At 59.1% G+C, this 23,981-nt stretch carries 23 protein-coding genes; 10 read left to right on the top strand and 13 right to left on the bottom strand.

Features of this window, described 5'->3' with window-relative positions; all coding sequences use genetic code 11:
* Window positions 1-27: 27 nt before the first annotated feature.
* From FJ954_RS10490 to FJ954_RS10505, 4 genes are all read right to left on the bottom strand, one after another.
* Window positions 28-1,074 carry an ABC transporter permease gene (locus FJ954_RS10490; protein ID WP_140661386.1) on the bottom strand — a complete coding sequence of 349 codons (1,047 nt, stop codon included), beginning with the start codon at window positions 1,072-1,074 and terminating at the stop codon, window positions 28-30.
* Window positions 1,075-1,138: 64 nt separating this feature from the next.
* Window positions 1,139-2,788, bottom strand: coding sequence for an ABC transporter substrate-binding protein (locus FJ954_RS10495; RefSeq protein ID WP_246673907.1), 1,650 nt, complete (start codon window positions 2,786-2,788; stop codon window positions 1,139-1,141).
* Between the two features lie 78 nt (window positions 2,789-2,866).
* Window positions 2,867-3,220 (bottom strand): Rieske (2Fe-2S) protein, encoded by a 354-nt coding sequence (locus FJ954_RS10500; protein WP_140620490.1) that lies wholly within the window; start codon window positions 3,218-3,220, stop codon window positions 2,867-2,869.
* Between the two features lie 11 nt (window positions 3,221-3,231).
* Window positions 3,232-4,314 carry an amidohydrolase family protein gene (locus FJ954_RS10505; protein ID WP_140661285.1) on the bottom strand — a complete coding sequence of 361 codons (1,083 nt, stop codon included), beginning with the start codon at window positions 4,312-4,314 and terminating at the stop codon, window positions 3,232-3,234.
* A gap of 131 nt (window positions 4,315-4,445) precedes the next feature.
* On the opposite strand from FJ954_RS10505, the gene FJ954_RS10510 reads away from it, so the two are divergent.
* From FJ954_RS10510 to FJ954_RS10520, 3 genes are all read left to right on the top strand, one after another.
* Window positions 4,446-5,303: a LysR family transcriptional regulator gene (locus FJ954_RS10510; protein ID WP_140620494.1), complete on the top strand. Its 858-nt coding sequence runs from the start codon at window positions 4,446-4,448 to the stop codon at window positions 5,301-5,303.
* A gap of 90 nt (window positions 5,304-5,393) precedes the next feature.
* Complete coding sequence (locus tag FJ954_RS10515) at window positions 5,394-6,470, top strand: hybrid-cluster NAD(P)-dependent oxidoreductase (RefSeq protein WP_140661286.1); 1,077 nt, start codon at window positions 5,394-5,396, stop codon at window positions 6,468-6,470.
* A gap of 251 nt (window positions 6,471-6,721) precedes the next feature.
* Window positions 6,722-6,943 carry a hypothetical protein gene (locus FJ954_RS10520; protein WP_140620498.1) on the top strand — a complete coding sequence of 74 codons (222 nt, stop codon included), beginning with the start codon at window positions 6,722-6,724 and terminating at the stop codon, window positions 6,941-6,943.
* 30 nt (window positions 6,944-6,973) lie between these two features.
* Here FJ954_RS10520 and FJ954_RS10525 read toward each other — a convergent pair whose 3' ends face one another.
* Together FJ954_RS10525 and FJ954_RS10530 are read right to left on the bottom strand one after the other, a co-directional pair.
* Window positions 6,974-8,161 (bottom strand): NADH-quinone oxidoreductase subunit D, encoded by a 1,188-nt coding sequence (locus tag FJ954_RS10525; protein ID WP_140620500.1) that lies wholly within the window; start codon window positions 8,159-8,161, stop codon window positions 6,974-6,976.
* Between the two features lie 26 nt (window positions 8,162-8,187).
* A complete protein-coding gene (locus FJ954_RS10530) occupies window positions 8,188-9,084 on the bottom strand; it encodes an SIR2 family protein (RefSeq protein ID WP_224643708.1) in 897 nt (298 codons plus the stop codon).
* Between the two features lie 385 nt (window positions 9,085-9,469).
* Between FJ954_RS10530 and FJ954_RS10535 the strand changes: the two genes are divergently transcribed.
* On the top strand, window positions 9,470-9,697 hold the full coding sequence (locus tag FJ954_RS10535; RefSeq protein ID WP_140620502.1) for a hypothetical protein: 228 nt from the start codon (window positions 9,470-9,472) through the stop codon (window positions 9,695-9,697).
* A gap of 519 nt (window positions 9,698-10,216) precedes the next feature.
* Here the strand turns inward: FJ954_RS10535 and FJ954_RS10540 are convergent.
* From FJ954_RS10540 to FJ954_RS10550, 3 genes are all read right to left on the bottom strand, one after another.
* Entirely contained in the window at window positions 10,217-11,338 is a 1,122-nt protein-coding gene (locus tag FJ954_RS10540; protein WP_140620504.1) for an FAD-binding oxidoreductase, read from the bottom strand.
* Between the two features lie 72 nt (window positions 11,339-11,410).
* A complete protein-coding gene (locus tag FJ954_RS32245; RefSeq protein ID WP_140661287.1) occupies window positions 11,411-12,952 on the bottom strand; it encodes an amino acid ABC transporter permease/ATP-binding protein in 1,542 nt (513 codons plus the stop codon).
* A 91-nt stretch (window positions 12,953-13,043) separates the two neighbouring features.
* Complete coding sequence (locus FJ954_RS10550; RefSeq protein ID WP_140661387.1) at window positions 13,044-13,868, bottom strand: ABC transporter substrate-binding protein; 825 nt, start codon at window positions 13,866-13,868, stop codon at window positions 13,044-13,046.
* 215 nt (window positions 13,869-14,083) lie between these two features.
* Between FJ954_RS10550 and FJ954_RS10555 the strand changes: the two genes are divergently transcribed.
* The 5 genes from FJ954_RS10555 to FJ954_RS10575 all read left to right on the top strand — a co-directional run bounded on the left by FJ954_RS10555 (window position 14,084) and on the right by FJ954_RS10575 (window position 18,650).
* Window positions 14,084-15,154 carry a LacI family DNA-binding transcriptional regulator gene (locus FJ954_RS10555; RefSeq protein ID WP_140620508.1) on the top strand — a complete coding sequence of 357 codons (1,071 nt, stop codon included), beginning with the start codon at window positions 14,084-14,086 and terminating at the stop codon, window positions 15,152-15,154.
* A gap of 531 nt (window positions 15,155-15,685) precedes the next feature.
* On the top strand, window positions 15,686-15,997 hold the full coding sequence (locus tag FJ954_RS10560) for a hypothetical protein (protein WP_140661288.1): 312 nt from the start codon (window positions 15,686-15,688) through the stop codon (window positions 15,995-15,997).
* Between the two features lie 99 nt (window positions 15,998-16,096).
* Window positions 16,097-17,005 (top strand): diacylglycerol kinase family protein, encoded by a 909-nt coding sequence (locus FJ954_RS10565; protein ID WP_210241308.1) that lies wholly within the window; start codon window positions 16,097-16,099, stop codon window positions 17,003-17,005.
* Between the two features lie 20 nt (window positions 17,006-17,025).
* Window positions 17,026-17,841, top strand: a complete 816-nt coding sequence (locus tag FJ954_RS10570) for a metallophosphoesterase (protein ID WP_140620513.1) — start codon at window positions 17,026-17,028, stop codon at window positions 17,839-17,841.
* Window positions 17,842-17,942: 101 nt separating this feature from the next.
* Window positions 17,943-18,650, top strand: coding sequence for a phosphatase PAP2 family protein (locus FJ954_RS10575; RefSeq protein WP_140661289.1), 708 nt, complete (start codon window positions 17,943-17,945; stop codon window positions 18,648-18,650).
* A gap of 66 nt (window positions 18,651-18,716) precedes the next feature.
* Here the strand turns inward: FJ954_RS10575 and FJ954_RS10580 are convergent, their stop codons facing one another.
* Entirely contained in the window at window positions 18,717-21,272 is a 2,556-nt protein-coding gene (locus FJ954_RS10580; RefSeq protein ID WP_246681057.1) for an EAL domain-containing protein, read from the bottom strand.
* Between FJ954_RS10580 and FJ954_RS31950 the strand changes: the two genes are divergently transcribed.
* On the top strand, window positions 21,190-21,360 hold the full coding sequence (locus tag FJ954_RS31950) for a hypothetical protein (protein ID WP_224720335.1): 171 nt from the start codon (window positions 21,190-21,192) through the stop codon (window positions 21,358-21,360). The two genes, FJ954_RS10580 and FJ954_RS31950, sit on opposite strands and share 83 nt — an antisense overlap.
* A 276-nt stretch (window positions 21,361-21,636) precedes the next feature.
* Here the strand turns inward: FJ954_RS31950 and FJ954_RS10585 are convergent, their stop codons facing one another.
* The 3 genes from FJ954_RS10585 to FJ954_RS10595 form a co-directional block, all read right to left on the bottom strand.
* On the bottom strand, window positions 21,637-21,978 hold the full coding sequence (locus FJ954_RS10585) for a hypothetical protein (protein WP_140620519.1): 342 nt from the start codon (window positions 21,976-21,978) through the stop codon (window positions 21,637-21,639).
* Window positions 21,979-22,346: 368 nt separating this feature from the next.
* Window positions 22,347-22,610: a hypothetical protein gene (locus FJ954_RS10590; RefSeq protein WP_140620521.1), complete on the bottom strand. Its 264-nt coding sequence runs from the start codon at window positions 22,608-22,610 to the stop codon at window positions 22,347-22,349.
* 16 nt (window positions 22,611-22,626) lie between these two features.
* A complete protein-coding gene (locus tag FJ954_RS10595) occupies window positions 22,627-23,364 on the bottom strand; it encodes a Crp/Fnr family transcriptional regulator (RefSeq protein ID WP_140661291.1) in 738 nt (245 codons plus the stop codon).
* Window positions 23,365-23,981: the final 617 nt, after the last annotated feature.

Below are 23,981 nucleotides of genomic sequence, written 5' to 3' on the forward strand. Positions count from 1 at the left end.
GGGGCTGGATGACGGGCTCCGCGCTTGTCATCGCGGGTGCAACAGCCTCGGGTTGGTAGCGATCGAAATGATGTCGGCGATCAGGTTGAGCAAGATGTAGGTTGCGGCGAAGACGAGGGCGCAGGCCTGCACGACGGGTACGTCTCTTGATTTCACGGCATCGACCATCAGTTGGCCGACGCCAGGGTAGACGAATACAACCTCGACAACCACGACGCCGACGATGAGATAGGCAAGATTGAAGGCGACAACGGTCACGATCGGAGCCCAGGCGTTTGGCAAAGCGTGCCGAAGCACGACCACCATTGGCGTCATTCCCTTCAACCGAGCCATGTCGATATAGGGGCTTGAAAGCATGTTGATGATCGCCGCGCGCGTCATGCGCATCATGTGAGCGACGATGACGAGTGTAAGCGTGATCGACGGCAGGGCTGCGCGCCAGACGTGCTCCCAAAACGGCGTCTGATCGTTTATATTCGCCAAGGTCGGGAACTTCGGTACGACGTTCAAGGTCCAGTTGATCGAAGCCGCAAGCCATAAGGGCAGCGACTGCGCGAACTGCGTGCCCGCGAACGTATCGCGGGAGATGATCAGGAAAGCGAGCATGTAGGCGACGAAGAACTCAGGGAACGAAATTGTCGTGAGTGTCACCGTGTTTACAAGCCGATCGAACCAGCTGTTGCGGTAGAGGGCCGCAAGAATACCCAATCCCAATGCCAGCGGCACCGCGATGAGCGCCGTCATGACGGCCAGAAACATGGTGTTGTATAAACGCGGTGCGATAATCTCCACGACCGTGCGTCGGTAGCCGGTTCGACTGGCGAAGGACGACCCGAGATCCCCTCGTGCCATCTTGCCCATCCAGCTGAAGTAGCGTTCGACCGGCGGGCGATCGAGGCCCACCTCGTGCTGAAAAGCCGCTACGGTTTCGGGTGTAGCTGATTGACCAAGCATCGCCTTCGCAAAGTCGCCGGGCAGCATCGTGATCGCCGAAAAGATAATAATCGAGACGATGAACAGCGTAATCAGGCCGAGACCCAACCGTTGCAGGACCGTTTTTAAAACCGGATTCATACGCATGCTGCGCGCTTTCCCAAAAGCCCGCCGTCCATTGCGGAGGGCGTGCTTGGCGAACATCTTATGCCTGTGCCATCCACCAGCGCTCGGCCATCTTCAGTCCGTCATTCTCCCAATTCGGCGCCACGTCGCCATGGGCTAGTTTCTTCGATTTGGCGCTGACGAAGTTGTTGAACACCAGCACTATGCTGCCACCATCGTCATGGGTCAGCTGCTGCATTTCGGCGTACATGGCGGCACGCTTGGCTTCGTCGGTTTCAGCTCGTGCCTTTACGAGCAACTCATTGAAGCGCGGGTTTTTCCAGAACGACTCGTTCCAACTGGATTCCGCTGCGAAGGCCTGCGTGAACATCCAGTCGGCCGTCGCGCGACCACTCCAGTAGGATGCGCACCAAGGCTTCTTCAGCCAGATGTTGTCCCAATAGGCGTCTTCGGCCTCGCGCACCACGTTGACGTCGATGCCGCACTGTGCGGCCGTCTCGCGAATGAGTGCGGCCGCGTCTACCGCACCTGCGAAAGCGGCATCTGCGACCGAAAGATCGATTTTCAGCTTCTCCATCCCCGCCTTCTTCAGATAATGGCGCGATTTCTCGGGATCGAAACTGTGTTGCGGCTCCGGGTTCTTGTAGAACTTGATCGCCGGCGCGATGGGACTGTCATTGGCAACGGTGGCATGCCCAAGGAAAATCTTGTCGGCGATCTCTTGACGGTTGATCGCCCATTTCAACGCCGTGCGCACATCCGGATTATCGAAAGGCGCCATGGTGACGTTCATCGGCAGCGTATAATGCCCGTAGCCGGTGATCTCGATGATGTCGATTTTGGGATTTCGCTTCAACATGCCGAGTGTCTTCAGATCGGCGCGGCCGATATAGTCCACCTCCCCGGTCGAGAGCGCAGCCATGCGTGCGGCCAAGTCGGTGATTGCGATGAACTCCACCTCGTCCAGGTAGGGCCTTCCGTTCTTGAAGTAGTTTGGATTGCGCTTGAGCTTGGCCGAAACGCCCGGTTGGAAGTTCTCGAGCACGAATGCGCCCGTGCGTGCGCCCGAAGCCCAATCCGCTTTCCCGTCAACGCTCGGCATGATCACGAGATGATAATCGCTCATGATGTAGGGGAAATCGGCGTTGCCGCTGTCGAGCGTGAAGACAACCGTTTGTGGGCCGTCGGCCCTGACGTCCTTGACGGAGGCAAGCAGAGACTTCGCGGCCGATTTGGTGTCGGCACCCATGTGATACCGCATGGAGGCCACGACATCGTCTGCCGTCACGCTTTTGCCATTGTGGAAGGTCGTGCCCTTGCGCAGCTTAAAGACCCAGGTCTTGGCGCCGTTGGATGCTTCGAAGCTTTCTGCAAGATCCGGCTGTACGCCACCCTTAGCGTCGACCTCCGTGAGGCCGTTGGACATCGCACCCGAAAAAGCAGTTTGGGAGAAGGTATCGGGATAGCCGGCCGGATCTACGGAATCAGTAGTCGCCCCGTGGGCCATGCCGAGCTTTGCGAAGCCTCCTTTTTGCGGTTCTGCTCGTGCCGCAGTGACAAAGAGCTGATCTGCGGCTGCGATGGCCAGACCTGCCGCCAATCCTAGATGGATGAACTCACGCCGCGAAACCTTGCCGCTCCCGACAAGACCTTTCGCGATGCGCAGTTTGTACTCTGATTCCGACATTGCCGTTCTCCCATTTGCGGATTTTCCGCGTTCTTTTTCCAACCGTCGTCGAGCACGCAATGCGTAAGTGCCCTGTCTTCGTCTTTTGTGTTCCTTCCTGTGCCTTCCGCTCTTGCCCGATCAGGCAGTCACATAGATGTTGCCGTCCTCGACCATGACGGGGAACGTTCGTGCACGCACGGTGGAATCGACCAGCGCCGAACCCGTTTTGATGTCAAACTCCCAGCCATGCCAGGCGCAGCGTACGATCTCGTTTTCCCGGTGATAGACGAAGCGCGCTTCGTCTACCGGCGCAGTGGTTCCGCATTGCGGGCCCTCACACAGCGGCGCCCCGCGATGCGGACAGATATTGAGTAGCGCGTGGAAAGTCTCTCCGATGCGAAACACGCCCACCGAAAGGCTGCGGACCTTTGCGATTACGGGTGTGCCCGTTTCGATCTCGTCGACGCGACAGATGAAGATTTTCTCGGCCATGTTCTGCTCCGTCAGGCAGCATTCGCGGTCAGGATGGGGGAAATGCGCTTGTAAACGTCGAGTGCATTTTGACCCATCACCTTCGTCCTCCAAGCGGGAGGAATGTGCAGCGTGTTGGCGTCGTCGTAGTCCCAATGCGGATAGTCTGACGCAAACATAAGCGTGTTTTCACCGTCCATTGCTTCCAGAATGGACCAGAGATGCTGCACATTCGCCGGCTGCTCCAGGGGCTGTGTGGAAAACCGAATATTTCGGCGGCAGTACTCGGACGGCAGCATCTTCAGCCAAGGCGTCTCCTTGCGAAGCGCCTTGTAATCGGCGTCGAGGCGCCACAGCACCGTCGGCACCCAGGCCACGCCGCATTCGACCACAACGAAATAGAGTTCCGGCCATTTTTCGAAGACTCCATGCGCAATCATGCTGGCGACATGGCTGATCGCCGACATGTGCAGGATGGCGTGTGTCTCCCAGAAGAATGTCGTGGGGGCAGGCGCGATGGCGTTCCAGTTGATTCCCCCATGGCCGCCGAGGTGGATGGCGAAGGGCAATCCCATTTCCGCGCAGGCTTCGTAGATCGGGTGGTAGAAGGGATCGCCGTACGGCCGCACAGAGCCTTGGGAGGCCAGAACCTGGACCATGCGCGGGTGGCTGCCGAGCCGACGGATCTCGGCCGCCGCCTGCTTCGGATCCTGAGGCGCGATGATAATCGAACCCATGAAGCGGTTGTCCTTCGGCAACCACTCCGCGACCTGATAGTCATTGTAAGCACTGACCAGCGCACTGGCATAATAGGGGTTGGCCAGCGTCGAGGCTTCAATCGGCTCGTCACCGGTGAGAATCGCCACGCCGACATTGTATTTGTCGAGATGCTTTTCTTTCATGATCCGGTAGTTGTCGGCTTCGGTCTCGGGCCGCACGTCCTTTCGCGAGAAATCTTGCGGATGGAACCAGGGCCGATGGCCATGCGGGAAGGATCCTCTAGGGCCGGTCTTTTCGCCCTCTATGAACATGTCCTTCCAGACGCCCGAGAGGTAGGGCTCGAGCACCGTGGCGCTGGACCAGTAGTTGTGGCAATCGCAGTCAACGATGAACACTTTAGCTTCGCTCCCTCTTTGCAGACCGCGTTCTGCTGGCCGTTAGTCTCTTTAGCTTCCGCCTTGACAAATGCCGGATCAAGCCAATGATCTCTGGGTAATGATCGGGTTTTTCGATTGAGGGTTAGTGCGTGCAGCTGGACCACATTGAGACGTTCCTCGACATCATCGAATCGCGGAACTTCAACCGGACTGCCGACCGGCTGAACATTACGCAGTCGACCGTCAGCAGCCGGATCAAGAGTCTCGAAAGCGCTGTAGGGTCGGAGCTTTTCCATCGTGGTCGCGCCGGTGCTGAACCGACAGCGGCGGGGCGACGTTTCGAAGCCTACGCGCGGGCGATGCTGTCGACTTGGTCGCAAGCGCGCCATGACGTGCGGGCCTTCAACCGGTTCGAAGGAACCCTGCGCGTGGCAGCGCAGGTTGGCATGACACGCTCAGTGCTGCCTGGGTGGGTGGAGGCGCTCTGTCGGGCCCTTCCCACAGCCTCGATCCATGTGGAATCCGACTATTCCAACCAGATGGTGACAGATCTGAGCATGGGGAATCTGGATATAGCCGTGCTCTACGCACCCCGCTATCTTCCCGAGATTGCTTACGAGCATCTGATGGTCGAGGAATATGTGATGGTGTCGACCTTCGCCAGGACAATGTCGCAGGTCAATCCCGACAGCTACATTCGGCCGGGCTACACCGTCGTACTCGAGAAAACGCATTCCGAGCTTATCCCCTCCCTCGCAATCTCGCGTCTCTCCATGGGATCCGAAAGCCTGGCAGAAGCGATGCTGCGGCGAACTGGGGGGAGTTGTTACATGCGCAACGACGATGCCCGCAGGTTTACGGCCGAGTGCCCTTCCTTCCTGGTCGAGGACGCACCGACGCTTTATCAGCCTGTCCACACGGCTATGCTCGCGCGGCGCAAACACGAACCGATTATTCGAAAGGGGCTTCGTGCGCTCCAGCTCGCGGTGATGTCGCTCGAGAGCTAAATCGAAATTCCCGATTAAAGACAGGGGTTCAACCCACTGTTCCCGAAACGGTCCCGCTGCCATGTTGGGGGCTCACTGAAGAGCCCGACCATGAACGCACACACTTCCTTTTCGGCTTCCGACTTCGCAACGATGCGGCAGCGGCAATGGGCCGACGATTCGTCACAGGCGATCCTCTGCCGCAGGGTCATCGACGAGACGCACGACGTGAAGACATTTGTCTTCACGTCTGCATCAGACCACATGTTCTGCTTCAACGCGGGGCAATACATTGTCCTTCACCTCACAATCGGGGGCGTTGCGGTGACCCGTTCCTATTCCGTTTCGTCGCCACCTACTCGACCGCTCGATTTGCACATCACGGTCAAGCGGACACCAGGCGGGCTCGTTTCCAATTGGCTCCACGAGAACCTGCGAGCGGGCGACGAAGTCAACGTCGAAGGCCCACTGGGGTCGTTCAAACTCGACGGCTTGAACAGCGACAAGCCTCTCTTTCTTGCTGGAGGCAGCGGGATCACGCCTCTTATGTCGATGCTGCGCACCTTGACGGACAGAGCGTCCGATCTCGACCTGCGCCTCATCTACAGCGCGCGCTCGCCGCGAGATCTCATCTTCAGGTTGGAACTCGATGCACTCGCTGCCCGGTTTCGTAACCTACGGGTGACATGCGTCTGTTCCCGGGCAGACCCCTCATGGGCAGGACCGACGGGCCGCATAGACGGCCCCATGCTCCGGCGCCTGGTCCCCGATCTTGGCGAGCGCACGGTCTACGCGTGCGGCCCCGAACAGTATATGAACGCGTTGCGAGACGGTCTTGGCCAGGCGGGTGTTGATCCACGGGGGTATCATGAGGAGAGCTTCGGGCGCAGCCTGGGCGGTGTTACTGCGGACGTAGCATCTGCTGTCTCGTCCTCGGTCCACTTCGCACGTTCGAGATTGGACCATCGTTGCGCTCCCGGGGAGACCCTGCTGGAGGCGGCGCGCAACTGTGGCGTCTATGTTCCCAGCGGCTGCCAACAGGGAATTTGCGGCACGTGCCGAATAGCCAAGCTCTCTGGCGAAGTCACCATGCAGGATCTCGGCGGACTCACCTCCGAAGAAATCTCAGCGGGCTTGGTTCTGGCCTGCTGCAGCCGCGCGAAAGGCCCTGTTACACTCGATCTTTGACTTCGGCTAAGGTTCCGAACGGGTCCTAGCTGGCTGCAAGCAGGCGGTTTGCGATTTGCTTAGCTGTGCTAGCAGCTCGCACGTGCTCCACCTCTGCCGCATTGGGCACGTCTATCAAAACCTCGAGGCCCCCAAAGATATCCAATTCACCCTCACATGCGACAGCAAATGAATGCTGTGCCACCCCCCGAATGTCCAGGGAAAGTATAAGAAAGTGAGTGTCTCGGACACACCAACTCGCCGGCTGCGGCTTGGGCAAAGTTTGTGTCAGTGCTTTCAAAAGCTGGCTCGGAAACGCCCAGGATGAAGAACACCGCGAGCTTGATCCGCGTATGCTGGGGATTCCCGAAGAAGCTGTCCGGCTCGCCTTGCTCGACGATCAGGCCGCATCCGAGTTCCATACGCCGACGACCGAGCATGGAGATGAACTGTTGCCGGCCGGCGGAAGAGCCAATAAAGAGAACGGCGGCTAGCTATCGGCTGGGCTGGGCGGCTTCGCAGGGCTATCGATCCACGTCGCCCAAAACAATGTCCAATGAACCTAGTATGGCGGTGACGTCGGCTAACATATGGCCACGGCAGAGCAGGTCCATTGCCTGCAGATGAGCGAAGCTCGGAGGACGCAGCTTGCATCGGTACGGCTTGTTCGTGCCGTCGGCCACGAGGTAGACGCCAAACTCCCCCTTCGGCGCTTCCACCGCCGCGTAGACCTCGCCGGCAGGCACACGAAAGCCCTCAGTATAGAGCTTGAAATGATGAATCAAAGCCTCCATCGAACGCTTCATGGCCGCACGTCTGGGCGGGACGACCTTGCCGTCGGTATTCGAAACCGGCCCAGGTCCCTCGCTTACCAGCAGGTCGACACACTGCCGCATGATCTTGGCCGACTGGCGCATCTCCTCCATACGCACCAGATACCGGTCGAAACAATCGCCGTTCCTGCCGACGGGTATATCGAAGTCCATCTCGGCATAGCACTCGTATGGCTGGGACTTTCGCAAGTCCCAGGCGGCACCTGATCCCCGCACCATCACCCCTGAAAAACCCCACGCCCAGGCGTCACTTTGCGAGATCTGACCGATGTCCACGTTACGAAGTTTGAAGATGCGGTTGTCCGTTAGCAGCCTGTCCAGGTCGTCCACGGTTTTGCGGAACGGGTCGATCCAATTGCCGATGTCCGTGATCAAGTCTGGCGGCAGATCCTGATGCACGCCGCCGGGACGAAAATACGCGGCATGCATACGAGAGCCGCTGGCCCGCTCGTAGAAGACCATCAGTTTCTCGCGTTCGACAAACCCCCACAAGGGCGGGGTCAGTGCTCCCACGTCCATGGCTTGGGTGGTGACGTTGAGCAGATGAGAAAGGATCCGCGAGATCTCGCTGAACAGAACCCTGATCAGCTGGCCACGCCGCGGCACGGCTAGACCCATTAGTTTCTCGATTGCAAGGCACCAGGCATGTTCCTGGCTCATCGGTGCCACGTAATCCAGACGATCGAAATATGGCAGCGCCTGGAGATAAGTCTTGGTTTCGATCAGTTTCTCGGTGCCGCGATGAAGCAGGCCGATATGAGGGTCGACACGATCGACGACCTCGCCGTCGAGCTCGAGAACCAGCCGTAGCACGCCGTGCGCCGCAGGATGCTGGGGACCGAAATTGATGTTGAAATTTCGGACGGAATTCTCTGCCATCTAGCGGCTCCTTCGAGAAGGCCCGCCTAACTTCCTTCCGAGCCCGACGTTCCATCCGTGCGCCCGGTCGGCATTGTTCCACCAGAATTCGCCAGTCCAAACTCCGGCTCATGCCCAACCGCTTCGGCCAATTGACTGAGGAAATTCACCAGAGCAGCTTGCGGATCATCGAGTTCGCCGACGACCACTGAAATACCCCAACGCCCAAGCACCGCCTCCTCCACAGGGTTTCGGCTGGTCATGAAGATGAAAGAAGGAGGGCGATCTTTTTCATACCCGGATCGATGCCAGGTTTGCCACAGGCGATGCAACAGCAACCGGATGTTCGGGTCGGAGAGGCTATAGCCTATGAAGAGGATCGTGCTGCCAAGTGCATCGGAACGAAACCGCACATCGAGTGGGGAATTGAAGGAAAGCCGGTCGAGATAATCCGTTTCGGTCAGGACAAGAGAAGAATCCTCATCGAAGTCGCCATGGAACTTGACGATGTGGGTAACCCCCTGGCGGGCTTGCGCTACATCGCGTGCATTGGCCACCTTGACGTATCGCCGACCGTATATTTCGAACGCTAGTTCCAGATTCCGGTCGTAATTCGTGGTATAGATGATGGGAAAATTGAGCATCACGATGAGGCGATGCAACTCCGATTTTTCGATCCGGTCCTTGGCGACCGACCAGTTTCTGTCCATCCAACTGCGCAGCGGTCCGATGCTGCCATGCCGTATCCGATAGTACTCGGCTAGAGTTTGAAAACGTTCGCGTCGCATCGAAAACTCGTCGTCGATCCCAAGTTCTTTTGCCATCTGCTCGATCAGTTTCTCCCAAGACGGAAGCCCAACGCTGATCGAGACACCCGCCCCGACGAATAGGATCGCACTACCGCGGCCGATAGCTTTTGCCAGTGATGCGAGACCATCGCTCATGGACAGGTGCCGGTGCTGGATGAGGCGCTCCAAACAGTTGCGGCCATCGCAAAGGGCATTGAGGTTCTCTCACGCGTCACTGGCAATCGTTGGCGACCAAACCAAGAGAGCCACGCTGTGTTCCAGCGACGCGGTCCGAAACTTGCCGTGAGTGCCGTCGCGTTTGATGACCACTTGAGAGACCAGGGCGGCCGTTCCCCGACAACCACCTACCGAAGGGGACAACGGAAGCAGCCGGGACGTGAGGCTTCCGTCAGACGATCGGCCTTTTTCTTGGCCAGCACCTGGGCTGAATTGTCCTTGACCAAAACAAATTGGCGGCCTTTAACAAATCTAAGTGCGGGCGAGCCTCATTCCTGTACATTCACCAAGGATGGAGGCCGAGATGAGCCAAAAGCGCCGCGATCTGGACTACCTTGTTCAGCACTATATTGACTGCAGGAGAGGCAAACCTTGGCCGCTGTCAGTATCGGCGGCCGTGGTGGCGATACGGACAGTTTTCCGCGAAAACCTCGTTTCTGATCGTGAATTGGCAACGCTTATCGCCAGAGCTGCGATCGACCGAGGACAGGTTGTCGAGTTCGACCTCAATGAGCCTGCACAGGCGGCATAGTGCCGATAGACGCAGGTAGCTCGACCACCACGGCAGGGACTCAACAGGCTGTAACTGGGGCCCGGCACGGATAGCTCTTCACGACGACCCTGGACTGCTCGTCACACTACGTGGCCGTTCGCAAACTCGGTCAGTCGCGCAGTTGCCTATTGCCGTGGCGCTCTGCAGCGCGACGCTGGCGGATCAAGTCAAAGGCAGTGGCACGACCTGATCAGCAACAACACGCCGATTGCGTAAGGGACGAACAAAAACACCATAGCCACCCAGTAGCCAGGTTGCGCCAGCGCCGCCAAATCTGATCCAAGCTGTTCCATTGGCTGTCCAACGCAGGAGGGTCTAGCTTGTTCCCGGGTTACGACCTTAGAGCCCCCGGCGGGCATCCGGGTCTTACCATGATGGAGCTGCAGGCTCGGGCATTAGCCTCATCAGGTCTGATTATGCTTTCGCAGATCGTTGCGAAGTAACATTTGTGCGCCGTCAGCCCAAGAGTTGACAGTCGATAGCATATTCGACGCTTCCTCACCCGAACCGGGTTGGGCGGAATTTGGCCAACAAGGGATGTTCGTTTCCCGTGGCAATCTCGCCTGCAAGCAGTTCGCCCGCGATCAGCCCGAGCGTCGCGCCGCTGTGACTGAAGGCAACGTAATATCCCTCAGAGTCCTTCAGCCGACCAAATACCGGCTCCCCATCGCCCGGGATCGGCTTGGGACCGACCCCGTAGCTCTCCAACTCCAGCTTCGGATTGCCCTCGAGCACCTTCGAGGCTTCGTCGAGAAGCCCCTGGAGGGTCGAAGCCTTGACGCCATACGTGCCGTCGGAATTTACGAGTACCTCTTCTTCGGACCATGCGGAATCAAGAACGAGAGCTCCGTCCGGCGTCGGGCGAACAGCGACCCGCGGCGTGTTGAGCACCGCCCGAAGTGGAAGGGCGACAGGCTTGGTCCTGACCAGTAAAGCGATCGGCGTTGCGTCCGCGATATGCTGCCCGGTTTGCGCCACCGAGCGCGGCACGTCACTCCCCGTTGCCAACAGAACCGCATCGGCAGCAAAAGTGGCGCCCATCTCCGTCGCGACGCCATTGGCGCGCCCGGCGGCGAGCGTCACGGTTGCGCGCCCCGCGTCGGTAACGAGCTGACCGCCCCGCTCCACGAATTCCCCAACCAGCAATTTGATCAACGACGGAAGATCGACCCAGCCTTCGCCCGGATTGAAGATCGCACCCTGGCGCGTGACCGCGCTTGCCGCGATGCCCGGTGTAGCCGAAGGAATGTCGCCTGCGAGCAAATGGCGTGCGTCATATCCAAGGCTCTTTTCATGTGCCAAAGCTTCCATGATCTCGTTCGAGGCGTCGTCCGCATCCCAGGTCAAACCACCGTCGAAGCGCAGCCAGGCAGCATCCGGGTACTTTGCCGACAAGGTTCTGTACCGGTCGATGCCGATCATGCGCAGCTGATGATATTCAGCCGAGCGCTTGCGTGCGGAGTTGAGCCAGGAAAGCGAGCGTCCGGACGCCCCACTGGCCAGCGGTCCGTCGTTGATGAGGATAGTTTCGACGCCGAGCCGCGACAGATGAACGGCGGACGAGACACCAAAAATGCCGCCCCCGACAACAACAACTTTTGAGACCGCGTGTGTAGCCATGGAATGTTCTTTCGCTGTAGATAATGAATCGTGTGAGCGGAATCGGGTCGTCCTGGTCTCTTCGGCTTCGGATCAAAGCACTTCGGCCAGGAAGCGCTTTAGACGCGTGCTCTTGGGGGTGTCGAAAATCGCTGCGGGTGTGCCGGACTCAATGACGCGGCCTTCGTCCATGAAAACGACCTGGTCCGCAACTTTGCGGGCAAAGCCCATTTCATGAGTGACTACGACCATCGTCATGCCGCGCTGGCCGAGGTCCGCCATCAGATCGAGGACGCCTTTGACCAGCTCTGGATCGAGGGCGCTGGTCACTTCGTCAAACAGAATAACCTCCGGATCCATCGCAAGGGCGCGGGCGATTGCCACACGCTGCTGCTGACCACCCGAAAGACTGCCAGGGCGATGGTGTTTGCGTGCGGCAAGGCCGACATCGGCAAGACGCGCCTCGGCGATCCGCGAGGCTTCCTGCACCGGGATGCCCTTGACCTTGGTCAAAGACAGCATGACGTTTTCAAGGGCGGTATGATCCGGAAAGAGATTGAACTGCTGAAACACCATGCCGACGCGCCGCCGCAGCTTCTCGGGTTTCATCGCCAAAATGCTCGCTCCGTCGAGCAACACGTCGCCGCCCTTGGGTTCGACCAGACGATTGAGGCAACGCAACAGGGTCGACTTGCCCGAACCCGAGGGTCCGATGATGCAGGTGACCGTACCCGCCTTGACCATCAGGCTAACGCTCCTGAGGACGTCGAGCTCGCCATAGGCCATATCCAGCTTGCTGACGGCGAGACTGCCGCCCTTGAACCGAGGATGCGCCGAATGAGAGTCGGAACCTACCTCCGACGATGGGCTGCAGGTGGCGCTTTCCAGTTCGCTCACCTCGGCCAGGCCGCTTGTGACCACGCCAGCTTTTTGCTTTCCAGTTCTTAGCCGGTTGTCGATGTGATTGACCACATGGGTCAAGGGCACGGTGATGACGAGATAAAAAACGCCCGCCAGCAGCAAAGGCGACAGATTTCCGGTCACTACCGCCTGATCCTGGCCGACACGGAAAATTTCGCGCTCCGATGTGAGCAGGCCGAGGAAATAAACCAGGCTCGAATCTTTGACATTGCCTATGAAGTGGTTGACCAGGGCCGGCAGGACGCGGCGGATGCCTTGCGGGACCACGATCAGGCGCATGCCTTGGCCGTAGCTCATGCTGAGCGCCCTGCAGGCTTCCATCTGGCCGCGTTCGACGCTCTGTATGCCCGACCGGAAGATCTCGCCGATATAGGCGCCGGCGATCAGGCTGAGTGCAAGAATTCCAAGCGGATAAGGCGAAGGCCCGAAGATTTCACGGCCTATGCGGGCGAAGCCCTGGCCGATCAGCAGGATTGTGACTATCGCCGGAAGCCCGCGGAAGACATCCGTATAGATCCGGGCGGGAATGCGCAGCCAACGCGATTGGGAAATGCCCATGATCGCCAGGACCATGCCTATTGCGACGCCGAGCACCGTCGAAGCGGCCGCAAGCACCAATGTGTTTTTCAGTCCGATGGTGATCATGCTGGGCAGCACGTCGGCCATGGCTTGCCAGTCGAGAAAACTGCGACGCAGATTTTCAAGCCAGTTCATTCGGTCCCCTTCTCATTGCGCGGGTGCGAGCTCATCGAAGTGCGGCCAGCGAGGTTTCCAGCCGCCGGCCCTTGGCCGCCGGCTGGGGTGTTCACATCTTGGGGAGATATTGATCGGGCATCGGCGAACCGGGGAACCACTTTTCATAGAGAGTCTTCCAGGTGCCGTCCTGCATGGCTGCATGCAGGACAGTGTTCAGTGCAGTACGCAGCTTGTCGTTGCCCTTGCGAATGACGAAGCCCGCAGGCGCATCGAACGACGGAACATTGACCGCAATCTTCAGCTCCGGGTAGCGCTTGCCATAGTCCTTGGCCGCCTCATAATCGAGAAAATGAGCGTCGACGGTGCCGTTGTTGAGCGCTGAGACGGCCGAGTTGTTGTCCGGAAATTTGACCAGATCAGTTCCAGCAAAATTTTTTGCTGCGTAGATTTCCTGCAGCGTGCCCTGCACGACGCCAAGACGCTTGCCCTTGAGCCCGTCAGCCGATGTGATCGTCTTGTCCGCAGTCAGCACCGACAGGTACCCGGCGAGATAGCCGTCCGAAAAATCGACCGTCTTCTTACGCGCTTCCGTGGTGCCGATTGCGGCCACCGCGACGTCGAAGCGCCCATTGGCGACCGACGGCATCAGGGCCGAGAATTCCTGACCGGTGAAGATCACCTGATCGGACTTGAAACCTAGCCGGCTCGCGACATTCCGGAACAGTTCAATGTCGAAACCTGTGAAAGTGCCATCGGCCTGGGTAAAGGCGTAAGGCTTCGCATCACCCATTGTGCCGACGCTGATGACCTTGGCGTCGATAAGCCCGTAGGGATTGTCTTGCGCCGCACTGGCCTGCGAAACGAAAGCGGCAGCGACGCACGCAATTGCAAGAGCCACTCCGCCAGCCCGGACCGGCGCTATTAGCCATTTCATAATTCCAAACCTGCTCACGTCTTCTCTCCACTCTGAAGGTCAGTTGTTCTTGGTATTGACTTGGGCCGCCTCTCGGCCGACACGTCATCCGCGGCTGCGAGGTCCCTGCGGACGTACCGCAAAAGAGACCGGTTTCCATGTTATGAGACCGGTCTCAATCGTAAAGCTATCGCCCGATTGACCTCCCGTCAACATTTCTTGTAGTCGTTCGTACGATGACGAAAGTCCCATTTAGAGCCAGACCCAAAACGGTCGCCGATGTAGCGCGAGCGGCAAATGTCTCAAAAGCGACGGCCGCGCGCGTGCTGGGCGGGTATGGGGTGGTCAGCGACACGGTCCGTGAGAGCGTCACGGCGGCCGCCAAGGCCCTGGATTATCGGCCGAACGAACTCGCCCGCAGCATGACGACCGGAAGATCGGGCATCATCGGGGTGGTCGTCGGCGACATCGAAAATCCGTTCTTCAGTCTGGCCGTGCGAGGCATCAGCGATGCGGCCAAAGGCGCCGGTTTCAACGTCATTTTGGCGAACTCCGGCGAGAAGATCGAAGCGGAAAAGGCGGCTGTACGGCTATTGATCGGCAAGCGCGTCGACGGGCTGATCGTGACACCCTCGGAGTCACGCGACATCACCCATCTGCGCGACATCCATCGTTCCGGTCGGCCGCTTGCCCTGCTTGACCGAGCCCTGCCCGACCTGGATGTCGACACGGTCACGGTTGACGACCGCAACGCCGCCATGCAGGCGACGCGAGTGCTCATAGACGCCGGTCATCGCAATATCGCCTATGTCACTGCGGTCGATGCCAAGGGCAACGAATATATTGACCTTCGGCAAATCTACACGTCGTCGGTCCGCGAGCGCATTGATGGCTTCCTCACTACGTGCAGAGGGGCCGGCGTCGATCGACCTGAGCGCCACGTCCGGCTCGGCGCGACGAGCTCCGAAGCGACACTCAGGATCACTGGCGAACTGCTCTCCCAGCCGGACCGGCCCACCGCGATCCTTGCCTCAGACAGTGTCATTGCGCTGGAAATCCTGCGGACTATCCGCCAACGCGGCATGAAGATCCCCGACGACATTTCGCTGATCACCTTTCACGATGCGGACTGGACCGGTGTCACAACTCCGCCGATCACCGTCGTTGACCAGCCGGTCTATGCACTTGGCCATAGCGTCGCGGAACTGCTCATTCGCCGCCTGAAAGGCGATATCCAACCGCCGGAAAGGCTGGTCCTGCGGACCGCGATCATCGCGCGAGGCTCGGTGGGTCCACCACATCCGTGAGCCCACCACAGTTGACACAGCGCCATATCTTCACCTCGAATGGAACCAAGGAGACGACGACACCGATGGCTAAGAGCCCTAGAGGCCTCACCGGACGTTCGCTTGTGGCGTAGCGACCCCGCATGGAAGTCGTTGGTGCAAAAGAGGTGACGAGCAAAGCCGCACCAAGCAATTCACGTGGCGGGCAAATCCCCAACCAGAAGTGACTTGGCCCAGTGCAGTCGGAGCGCACATCAGGCGGCCATGTCCGCCCATCTCAGTTCCGAGAGGCTGTTGTCGCACAAGGATGGCGAGACTGGCAGTACGCAACCCGTGCGCCTCCCGTTAACCCGCAAGCGGCACCGCTCTTGAAGCTAGCCCTTCGCGATCGCCCTATGCAGCACTGAAGGAAATCGTCTCGACGATGTCCGGGCGTGGAGACCTGCCCTCTGGCCACCCTTGGACCGGAACTGACTGGTTCCGCCGCTTCGGAACAAAGGCGAGCGTTCATCATTCCTTGCTGGAAGGGATGAGGTTTCAGCAGGCAGGGATATGGACACGAAAAATTTGATCCTGGGAACCTTGGCGCTTTGCCTTGCGGCTCCAACCATCTCTTCGGCCGCCGAGGCTGACGTGGTGATCTCCGCCCATCACCGGCATCACCATAACGGCATCAGATACAATGATGAGGGAGTTCGTCTTCATTACCGACCTCTCCGCCAAATTGCGTTCTATGACAGCGGTGATCATGAATGGCGCCACCGCCACGACCGCCGCGACACCGTCACCGTGACGAATTCCGTCCACCGTCATAACCAAAACCGTCCCGTGGTCATTCAGCAGGACGGCGGCGACAACGACTAACTGCCTGCCGACCCCCGGCTCCATGCCTCAAGGAAGGAGCCGGGTCAATCATGCTGGTGGTAGGCGGACCACTGGAGCGGCGTTTTGGAGATGCCAGAGGTGGCAGTTCTAGTGCTTATCAACGATGGAGCTGGAGCGGTCGCCGCACTCGACGACATTGCCACGACCGTACATGTCGGCTTGCTGAAGCGCGGAATCGAAGCAGAGGTAAGACTGGTCGCGGGCGGCCAGATCAGCGAAGCCGCCTCGCAATTCGTAAGCCAACAGACGAGGTCAGGTGAAAACATTCTGGTCGCCGGCGGCGGGGATGGCACACTCAGCTCTGCCGCGGCCGTCCTCGCCGAGACTGAGGTGGCCTTGGGTGTTCTCCCGCTTGGCACCCTCAATCACTTTGCAAAGGACCTCGGCGTGCCACTGGAACTTGAAGCGGCGATGGATGTAATCGCGGCGAGACGCCCGGTGCTCGTCGACGTCGCGGAGGTGAACGGTCGCGTTTTCCTGAACAACTCGTCGATCGGCCTCTATCCATTCTTTGTCGCGGAACGCTCTGCAGAACAGAAGCGACGTGGAGCGGGGAAACTAGCGGCAATCGGTCCCGCTCTTGTCAGGACGTTCAGGGCGGTATCTTGGCAGCTTGTGCGTATCAGCGCCGACAGCGGTGCGGACCAGGTGCTGACACCGTGCGTTTTCGTCGGCAACAATTTCTACGATGCCGGCGATTTTGGGCGCCGCAAAAGCCTGTCTTCGCGAGAACTGTGCGTTTATGTCGTCACGCAGCGAACGTGGCTGGGACTGGCATTGCTCCCGTTCAAGATCGCTCTCGGCCTGATCGATACGCATCGCGACTTGGAACTGCTTCGGCCGTCCCGAATCGAGATCACCTCGAACAGAAGAGAGACCCTCGTTTCGGTGGACGGCGAGGCAACAAGGATGAAGATGCCGCTTCACTTTCAAACTCGAGCAGCGGCACTAAAGGTCCTCTCATTCCGCGACCCGGATACGAAGTAACCCCAGGTGGGAGATTGTGTTTGCAAACACTTGTGCACCTGTCCGACCTACATTTTGGCACCACGGACACCCGCATAGTAGATGCGATTGGCGCCGAGGTCTGGGCATGCGAACCAGATTTGGTAGTTATATCCGGTGATCTGACCCAACGAGCTCGCCGGGCGGAATTCCGTCAAGCACGAGAATTCCTCAATGCGCTTCCCACCCCACAAATTGTGGTGCCTGGCAATCACGACGTACCGCTCTTCAACGTCTTCGCGCGAACGCTCACGCCTCTTGCTCGATACAAGCACTATATCGAGGCAGATACGGATCCTTTTTATATTGATGACGAACTCGCAGTGGTCGGTATCAACACTGCACGGTCCTTTACAATCAAGGACGGCAGGATCAATGCCGGCCAGCTTGCTGCCATGACTGCCCGGTTTGGAGGCCTGGCTGACGAGACCACCAGGGTAGTCGTCACCCATCACCCGTTCGAAGGGCGAACAATCGGCCACGGAACCGGAGTCGTCGGACGAGCCAAAATGGCCATGGAGGCGTTCTCGAAAAGCCGCGTCGACATAATCTTGTCGGGCCATCATCACCTCCAACAAGCCAATCTCAGTACCGTTCGTTATGCGAAAGCGCGATATGCAGCGTTGCTCATACAGGCAGGGACCGCCGTCTCAACGCGCCGTCGCGACGCAGCCAACTCGTTCAACGTAATCCGCGTCGAACGTCCACGGATACGCCTTGAATGTCGTGCTTGGCAGCCGCAGGCGGGACAGTTCTCCACTTCGGCGAAGTATTCGTTCGGTCTGGGTCAAGATGGATGGGCGCTGGACGAAGCGTGACCCAGCAGCGGCCCAACCTGTTCGGACTTGACTTGATGGCGCCTCGGCAGCGAGCGGGGTACAAGGATTGACGAGACTTATCGGTTCGCTAGCTTGAACGGATGGAAATCAACCCGCCCTCTTCGTCAAACGACTTTCTGCGAGGCTTTCGCAGCGACGCTATTTGGCTGATCGCCTCATTGCTTGTGGCTGGCGGCCTTGTCCTCGGATTCAGCCTCCTGGCCGAGGAGGTTATCGAGGGTGACACGAGCACATTCGACCGCGCCGTTCTTATGGCGTTTCGGAGCGCCGATGATCCAACGAATCTGATTGGCCCGCCGTGGCTGGAAGAAATGGGCCGCGACGTCACGGCCCTCGGCAGCGTTGCGTTCCTGGGTTTTGTCTCGCTGGCGGCCATAGGTTACCTGCTGATAACGCAAAAGCGCAGATACGTCTGGCTGGTCGCCGCCGCCGTGGCTGGTGGTGAGGCCCTGAGCACAGTTCTCAAGGTCGCGTTTGATCGCCAGAGGCCCGACATTTTCCACACCACCAGAGTATTTACCGCCAGCTTTCCGAGCGGCCACGCGATGTTGTCCGCTGTCACTTTCCTTACGCTTGGAGCTTTGCTGGCCAGGGCAAGTCCTGATCGCCGGGTGAAAGGGTATTTCGTTGGCCTGGCGGTGTTCCTGACCATCATGGTCGGATTGAGCCGGATCTATCTCGGCGTCCACTACCCCACGGATGTACTTGCAGGATGGTGCGAGGGATCAGCTTGGGCAATCCTTTGCTGGTCGGCGGCCCATTTTATCGAACAGCGGCGCGCGTTCTGATCCCCTCACCTACCCTGTAGTCACGAAAAAATGCCAACGCCCGTTAACTCAGTGAGAGCCAGACGTCTATCCCGTGGCCGGCCATCTGCGAGATTGCGCGAAGCATTCTAAAGCCTTGGCGTCCATCGGTCGGCCGAGCGCGTAGCCCTGCAGCAGGTCGCAGCCGAGCTCTTTCAAGATGCGCGCATGCTCCATCGTCTCGACGCCCTCGGCCACCACTTCGATTCCGAGCGATTTCCCGATCTCGATGATGGATGACACCAAACGGCGTTGCGGCAGCGAGCTGGTGATGGGTGTGATCAGCTGGCGATCGATCTTCAGTCGCCGCGGCTGAAGCTTGAGCAGACTGACGATCGAGGCGTAGCCGGTGCCGAAATCGTCGATCTCAATGTCGATACCGAGGTCCTTAATGTGCTCGATGTTCCAGGCCACGAGGTCGTCATTCTCATCGAGGAAGATGGACTCGACAAGTTCGAAGGAGACCGTACCTTCGCGGATGTTGAGCTTGCGTAGGCCATCGATCAGGTCCTTGTCCTCAAGCCGGCGTGCCGAAACGTTGACCGAAACGTGTGGAATGTCGAGGTGTTGAAGCTGCCAGCGCTCAAAGTCGGCCAACGCCCTTTTGAGGACCGTTCGGTCGATCAGCGCGACGACGTTCAGTTCCTCCGCTACCCTCAGAAAGACGTCGGGACCCAGGATCCCGCGCGTCGGGTGCTGCCAGCGTGCTAAGGCTTCCACGCCGACAATGTCCAACGTGTCGGCGTCAAACTGCGGCTGGTAGAAAACGATGAATTCGTTGCGCTCGAGGCCACCCAGGATCTCGTCGGCGGTCCGCTTGGTCTGCACGATTTCACTTTGCAGCTCGTCGTTGAAGAACTCGTAGCGGTTTCGGCCCCGGCTCTTCGCCCGGTAGAGGGCGAGATCGGCATTGACCAGGAGCTGCCGTGCGTCGAACCCCTCGCCCGTGTTCGCCGCAATACCGATGCTGACGCCGAACCGGCATTGGTGGCCACGAAAATCGACGGGTTGCCGCATCTCATCGATGATGCGGTCGGCCAGCGCGGCGAGCTCGGCGTCGTCGCGCCCGGCGCAAATCACCACGAACTCGTCGCCGCCAATGCGTGCCACGAAGTCGGCTGGTCCCGCATTAGCCGTGATGACCTTCGAGGCATGCATCAACATGGCGTCACCGGCCGCGTGTCCGAGCGTGTCGTTGATCTGCTTGAATCGGTCGAGATCCAGATGCAGGAGCGCAGTTCGTTCTCCCCGACGCGTGCTCGTCGCCAGCATGTCGTCGAGATAGCGGCGGTTCGGCAGCCCGGTGAGCGAATCGTGGAGCGCCACATGTTCGATGCGCCCCTTGGCCACTTCAAGCTCGGCGTTCCTGAGTTCCGACAGATGCCTTTCTCGCACAAGGTTTTCATTGAGCTCGACGTCGCTTGTCACGTCCCATTCGGCGCCGATCATCCTGGGCGTCTCGTTGCGCTCCTGGAAATAGGTCGCGCGCGTGCGCACATGCCGGATCTCGCCATTCGGATGGACAATCCGGTATTGCGAGGAATAGGGGCCCTTCACCGCCGCCGCGGCATCGAAATCCTGCTGCGCCCGTTCGATGTCCTGCGGATGAATCACTGACGCCCAGTCATCATAGCCGCGCGGCTTCCGGTCAGCCGGCTTGCCGTAGATTTCGTTGACTCGGTCGTCCCACACCAGCTCGTTGGTGGCGATGTTGTGCTCCCAGACACCGATCCCCGACGCATCCAGCGCGAGTTCCAGGCGACCGGACAATCGCCTGAGCTCGGCGAAGTTTTTCTGCCTTTCGCCGAACAGCCGCCCCGCAACGAGAATGGGCAGCACGACAAGCGCACCGGCCAATAGCATGATGGCCCGCAAGATCCAGGCATTCTTCGCCGATGAGGCCCAGCCACCTTTTGGGATTGCGGCGATCTGCCAGGAACCGGAGGGCAGGTGCACCGTCTCGGTCACTGGCTTGGCGCGCGTTATACTCTCGCCACCGAAAAAGCGATCACCAGTCCCGCCAAGACCGTCCTTGCCGGTCAGGGCGATCTCGATATCGAGATCGGCGTCCAAAAGGCCGCTTGCTTTATAGAGGCGCTCGACATCAACGACGGCCGAGACGATGCCCCAGAAGCGCTCACCACCGCCCGCCGTCTTCACGAAGACCGGAAAGCGGCCAATGAAGCCATGGCCGCCCTGCGCCAGGTCGACCGGACCGGCCAGCACGGGCGCCCGCAGGTCGCGCGCCCTGAGGGCGGCGGTGCGTTGGGCATCGTTCTTGCGGTAATCCAGGCCGATGGCCTTTTCGTTGCCAACCATTGGATACATGAGCGAGATAATGAGGTCCGGCGCGCCAGCGATGTTGCGCAGTTGAGATTCCTGCTCAAGCAGGTTGCTTGCCAGCGCCGCAAACCTCTGTTGCCCCATATAGGGCTCGGTCACGATTGCCGAAACGAGGCCGCGCGTAAGCTGGAGATTGCCGTTGATGTTGCCTTCCAGCTTGGTCCTTATGATGTTCACTTTGGCCAAGACGTCGGCGCGCGCCAATTGGTCTGAAACGATCCTGTTTTCCCGGTCCGCCAAAACAGCGCAGATTACAAGCACCACAAAAGCGATCGCCGCCGGCACGTTTGCCGAAGAAAAAAACGAGTGTCTCAACCGGCTGAGACTGGATGCGGTGCTGGCCAATTGACCCAAATACCTTTCCCGGGACTAACCCTCGGCCGACCCTAGTAGAAAGTACTTAAATTTGGTTTTCCATGATGCCGGGCAATTTCAGCATTGGGTGGCGATAGCAAGGAGGTCACGTCCGGCGTGGGATCTCAGACAGCGGCACTCTTGGAAGCAGCGCTCCCGACGAGCATCCCGACCTGCCCGGACGAGCAAGACGCCGCGCCTGGCTGGGTGCATCGGAAGGGCAATTTGACGTGCCTGCAGGTTGGGAGCGGGACGGCGGCCCCCGGCGCTCTCACTTTCGATATCGCGCCATAATAGCGCTGAGCCAGTTGAACAGACTGATTTCCTCAGGTCGCCCCTCCGCCTCCTGAATGGCGGTGCGGAGCGTGAGCTCCACCAGATCATCTGCAGCCTCGACGGATTGCGCTCGATAGGAGCGGGCGACCAATCTGAGCGCGGCAATCAGGCGTGGATCTGTTGCGTCGGAAAGTTCATCTGCCGCAACCTGGAGAATTTTTCGGCTATCGGTTTGGTCTTGAAGCATGACATCCATCCCTGTTCTGGGGGGCGGTTCGTCACCGGAGTCGCGCTGACCATCGACGGATGGCGCAAACGCGTAAAACACCAGAGTCAACTTTGAAGCGTCCGCAGGCCGGACTGATAGAGCCGTTTACAGACTAAGCCGGGTATCGGGCCGAGCAAGCTCAAATGATAAGTGAAGGGGAGTTGGTACCAATCCGACAATCGAAATGCTGCCGGCTTGCTTTGAAGCGTCTTCACTTGGACTTTCTCGCTGCTTTTGAGCCTTGTGCGCTTGCAGCAGATGTTTTGGCATCTTTTGAATGGGCCGCGACTGGCGCCAGCACCGGTCGCCTTCCGCGAAACCTGGTCTCTGTAGCGACGTCTCGACCCCCGCTGTGTCGCGTACCGGCTGGGTCATCTCTCCGCAATTTCCAGCAGCAATGAAACAATGGGCTAAGCCTTGTCCTGACGTTCAGCAAATCACGGCTCGGCCGTCGGAGCACTAGGACGGCTCGATAGCAGCATTTGAAGAGAGAGGCTCAGCCTGACCAGCTTCTTGTCATTCTCGTCCCGGATTTCAATCGCCAATTGATGCCCGTCGACGTCCTTCAGGGAGTCTCGAGTCAAGTCGATCAGACCTGCTAGCGCCTCGTTTCGTGCGGCTTCGATCCCCCCACATTCGATGCCTGTCTCATCTTTGATGACCGCATCGCTTTCGTAGGTGTCAAAGAAATATCTCGCCATAGAACCCACCTCCACCTCACAAGCTCGTCGCGTTCCTTTGGTGCAGGTAGGCGGTCTCAAAGTCTCCGGCTCGAACGAGGCCAGGCCAGTCAACAGCGTGAAATCGGGAGCCCTCGGTAACAATCAGTCCGTCGCCTCGAAGATCCTGCAGCGTTCGGTTCACGTGCACGGTCGACAAGCCCAAGGCGTCGGCAAGTTCCGCCTGCGTAATCGGAAGCTCCGCCACATGGTCCTTGATGAGCCCCATAGCGCGAAGGCGGACGATGAGTTCGCACAGAATATGCGCCATGCGGGCATACGCGTCGCGCCTTCCAACGTTGGTGACCCACTCTCGATATATAGCCGCGTCGATCAGCGTCGAGCGCCAAAACACCGTCGCAATCGAAGGATGTTGGTCGCAAATGGCCCGCAACGCATCATGCCGCATGAAGCCAACGCTGACGCGCGTGAGTGGTGAGAAGGTACAATCCAAAACAGACAGGTGCATTCCGTGGAGATCAGGAATGTCGCCCGGAACAAAGAACGATGTGATCTGCCGTTTACCCTCCCCAGTCAATTTTGTGGACCCCACCAGACCCTCCAGGATCACAAATGAATGGGTGGGGCGATCTCCTTCGCGCACAATGTCCTGATCGGCCTGAAAGTCCCGCTTCTGGAATTCGATCGCCTCTAAAATGCCGATATCTGACTGCGTCAGATCACAGATTGTCTGAAGCTTACGGATCAAAACGTTCGGGGAAGTGGCCTGTGTCAATTTTCGTGACCGGATTGCGTTACGTGCCGAACTTGGGCTGGGCGCTAATGTTCCTTGCACCCGGTCTGGGAAGGACCTGTTAAAGGGCCCGAGGCGTTTGCCAACTCAACGGCTGCAGTTCCGGGGCGCCTGGACCCTTGGCCAGAGCTTTCGCCTCTCGGACGAGGATGCGCAATTCGTCCCGAGCAGCGAAATGAACTCCAGTGCTTGTGCCGCCGTCACTCCGGTCCCTTTCACGAGCTTTTGGACAATGCCGCGCACAGGCTCGAGCGTCATAGGAGGGAATCCTGGGGGCGTCCTGACTGTAGACATTTGACGTACATTCCAGGTTCGTTTCTCTCCCCTCGGGAAGCCGACGGCGTCGAAGTGCGTAGCGAGGAATGCTGAGCAGTTTCCGCTCACGCTTTTCTTTATACTGCGGCCGTCACGGGCATCGAGCCGGAACAAATTGGGTTGATTTCGGTTCGGAGAACCTGATCGAGGGATCTCATGACCTCCACCTTCAATTCGCCAATGCGTCCAATTTTCATCTCCGGGCCCCGATGCGCACGAGACGTAGAACCCCAGCCCTCTCGCTCGACGTCTCGCAGCGGCAGACACCTCCTCCTCGGGGAGGC

The organism is Mesorhizobium sp. B2-3-15, from assembly GCF_006442875.1.
Classification (GTDB): Bacteria; Pseudomonadota; Alphaproteobacteria; order Rhizobiales; family Rhizobiaceae; genus Mesorhizobium; species Mesorhizobium australicum.

What these genes read in the sequence shown, in the direction of transcription:
- FJ954_RS32245 (WP_140661287.1), bottom strand. Translation starts at nt 12,952, where the DNA reads ATGAACTGGCTTGAAAATCTGCGTCGCAGTTTTCTCGACTGGCAAGCC.
- FJ954_RS10560 (WP_140661288.1), top strand. Translation starts at nt 15,686, where the DNA reads ATGGACACGAAAAATTTGATCCTGGGAACCTTGGCGCTTTGCCTTGCG.
- FJ954_RS10490 (WP_140661386.1), bottom strand. Translation starts at nt 1,074, where the DNA reads ATGAATCCGGTTTTAAAAACGGTCCTGCAACGGTTGGGTCTCGGCCTG.
- FJ954_RS10590 (WP_140620521.1), bottom strand. Translation starts at nt 22,610, where the DNA reads ATGGCGAGATATTTCTTTGACACCTACGAAAGCGATGCGGTCATCAAA.
- FJ954_RS10530 (WP_224643708.1), bottom strand. Translation starts at nt 9,084, where the DNA reads ATGAGCGATGGTCTCGCATCACTGGCAAAAGCTATCGGCCGCGGTAGT.
- FJ954_RS10500 (WP_140620490.1), bottom strand. Translation starts at nt 3,220, where the DNA reads ATGGCCGAGAAAATCTTCATCTGTCGCGTCGACGAGATCGAAACGGGC.
- FJ954_RS10555 (WP_140620508.1), top strand. Translation starts at nt 14,084, where the DNA reads ATGACGAAAGTCCCATTTAGAGCCAGACCCAAAACGGTCGCCGATGTA.
- FJ954_RS10535 (WP_140620502.1), top strand. Translation starts at nt 9,470, where the DNA reads ATGAGCCAAAAGCGCCGCGATCTGGACTACCTTGTTCAGCACTATATT.
- FJ954_RS10525 (WP_140620500.1), bottom strand. Translation starts at nt 8,161, where the DNA reads ATGGCAGAGAATTCCGTCCGAAATTTCAACATCAATTTCGGTCCCCAG.
- FJ954_RS10540 (WP_140620504.1), bottom strand. Translation starts at nt 11,338, where the DNA reads ATGGCTACACACGCGGTCTCAAAAGTTGTTGTTGTCGGGGGCGGCATT.
- FJ954_RS10515 (WP_140661286.1), top strand. Translation starts at nt 5,394, where the DNA reads ATGAACGCACACACTTCCTTTTCGGCTTCCGACTTCGCAACGATGCGG.
- FJ954_RS10575 (WP_140661289.1), top strand. Translation starts at nt 17,943, where the DNA reads ATGGAAATCAACCCGCCCTCTTCGTCAAACGACTTTCTGCGAGGCTTT.
- FJ954_RS10550 (WP_140661387.1), bottom strand. Translation starts at nt 13,868, where the DNA reads ATGAAATGGCTAATAGCGCCGGTCCGGGCTGGCGGAGTGGCTCTTGCA.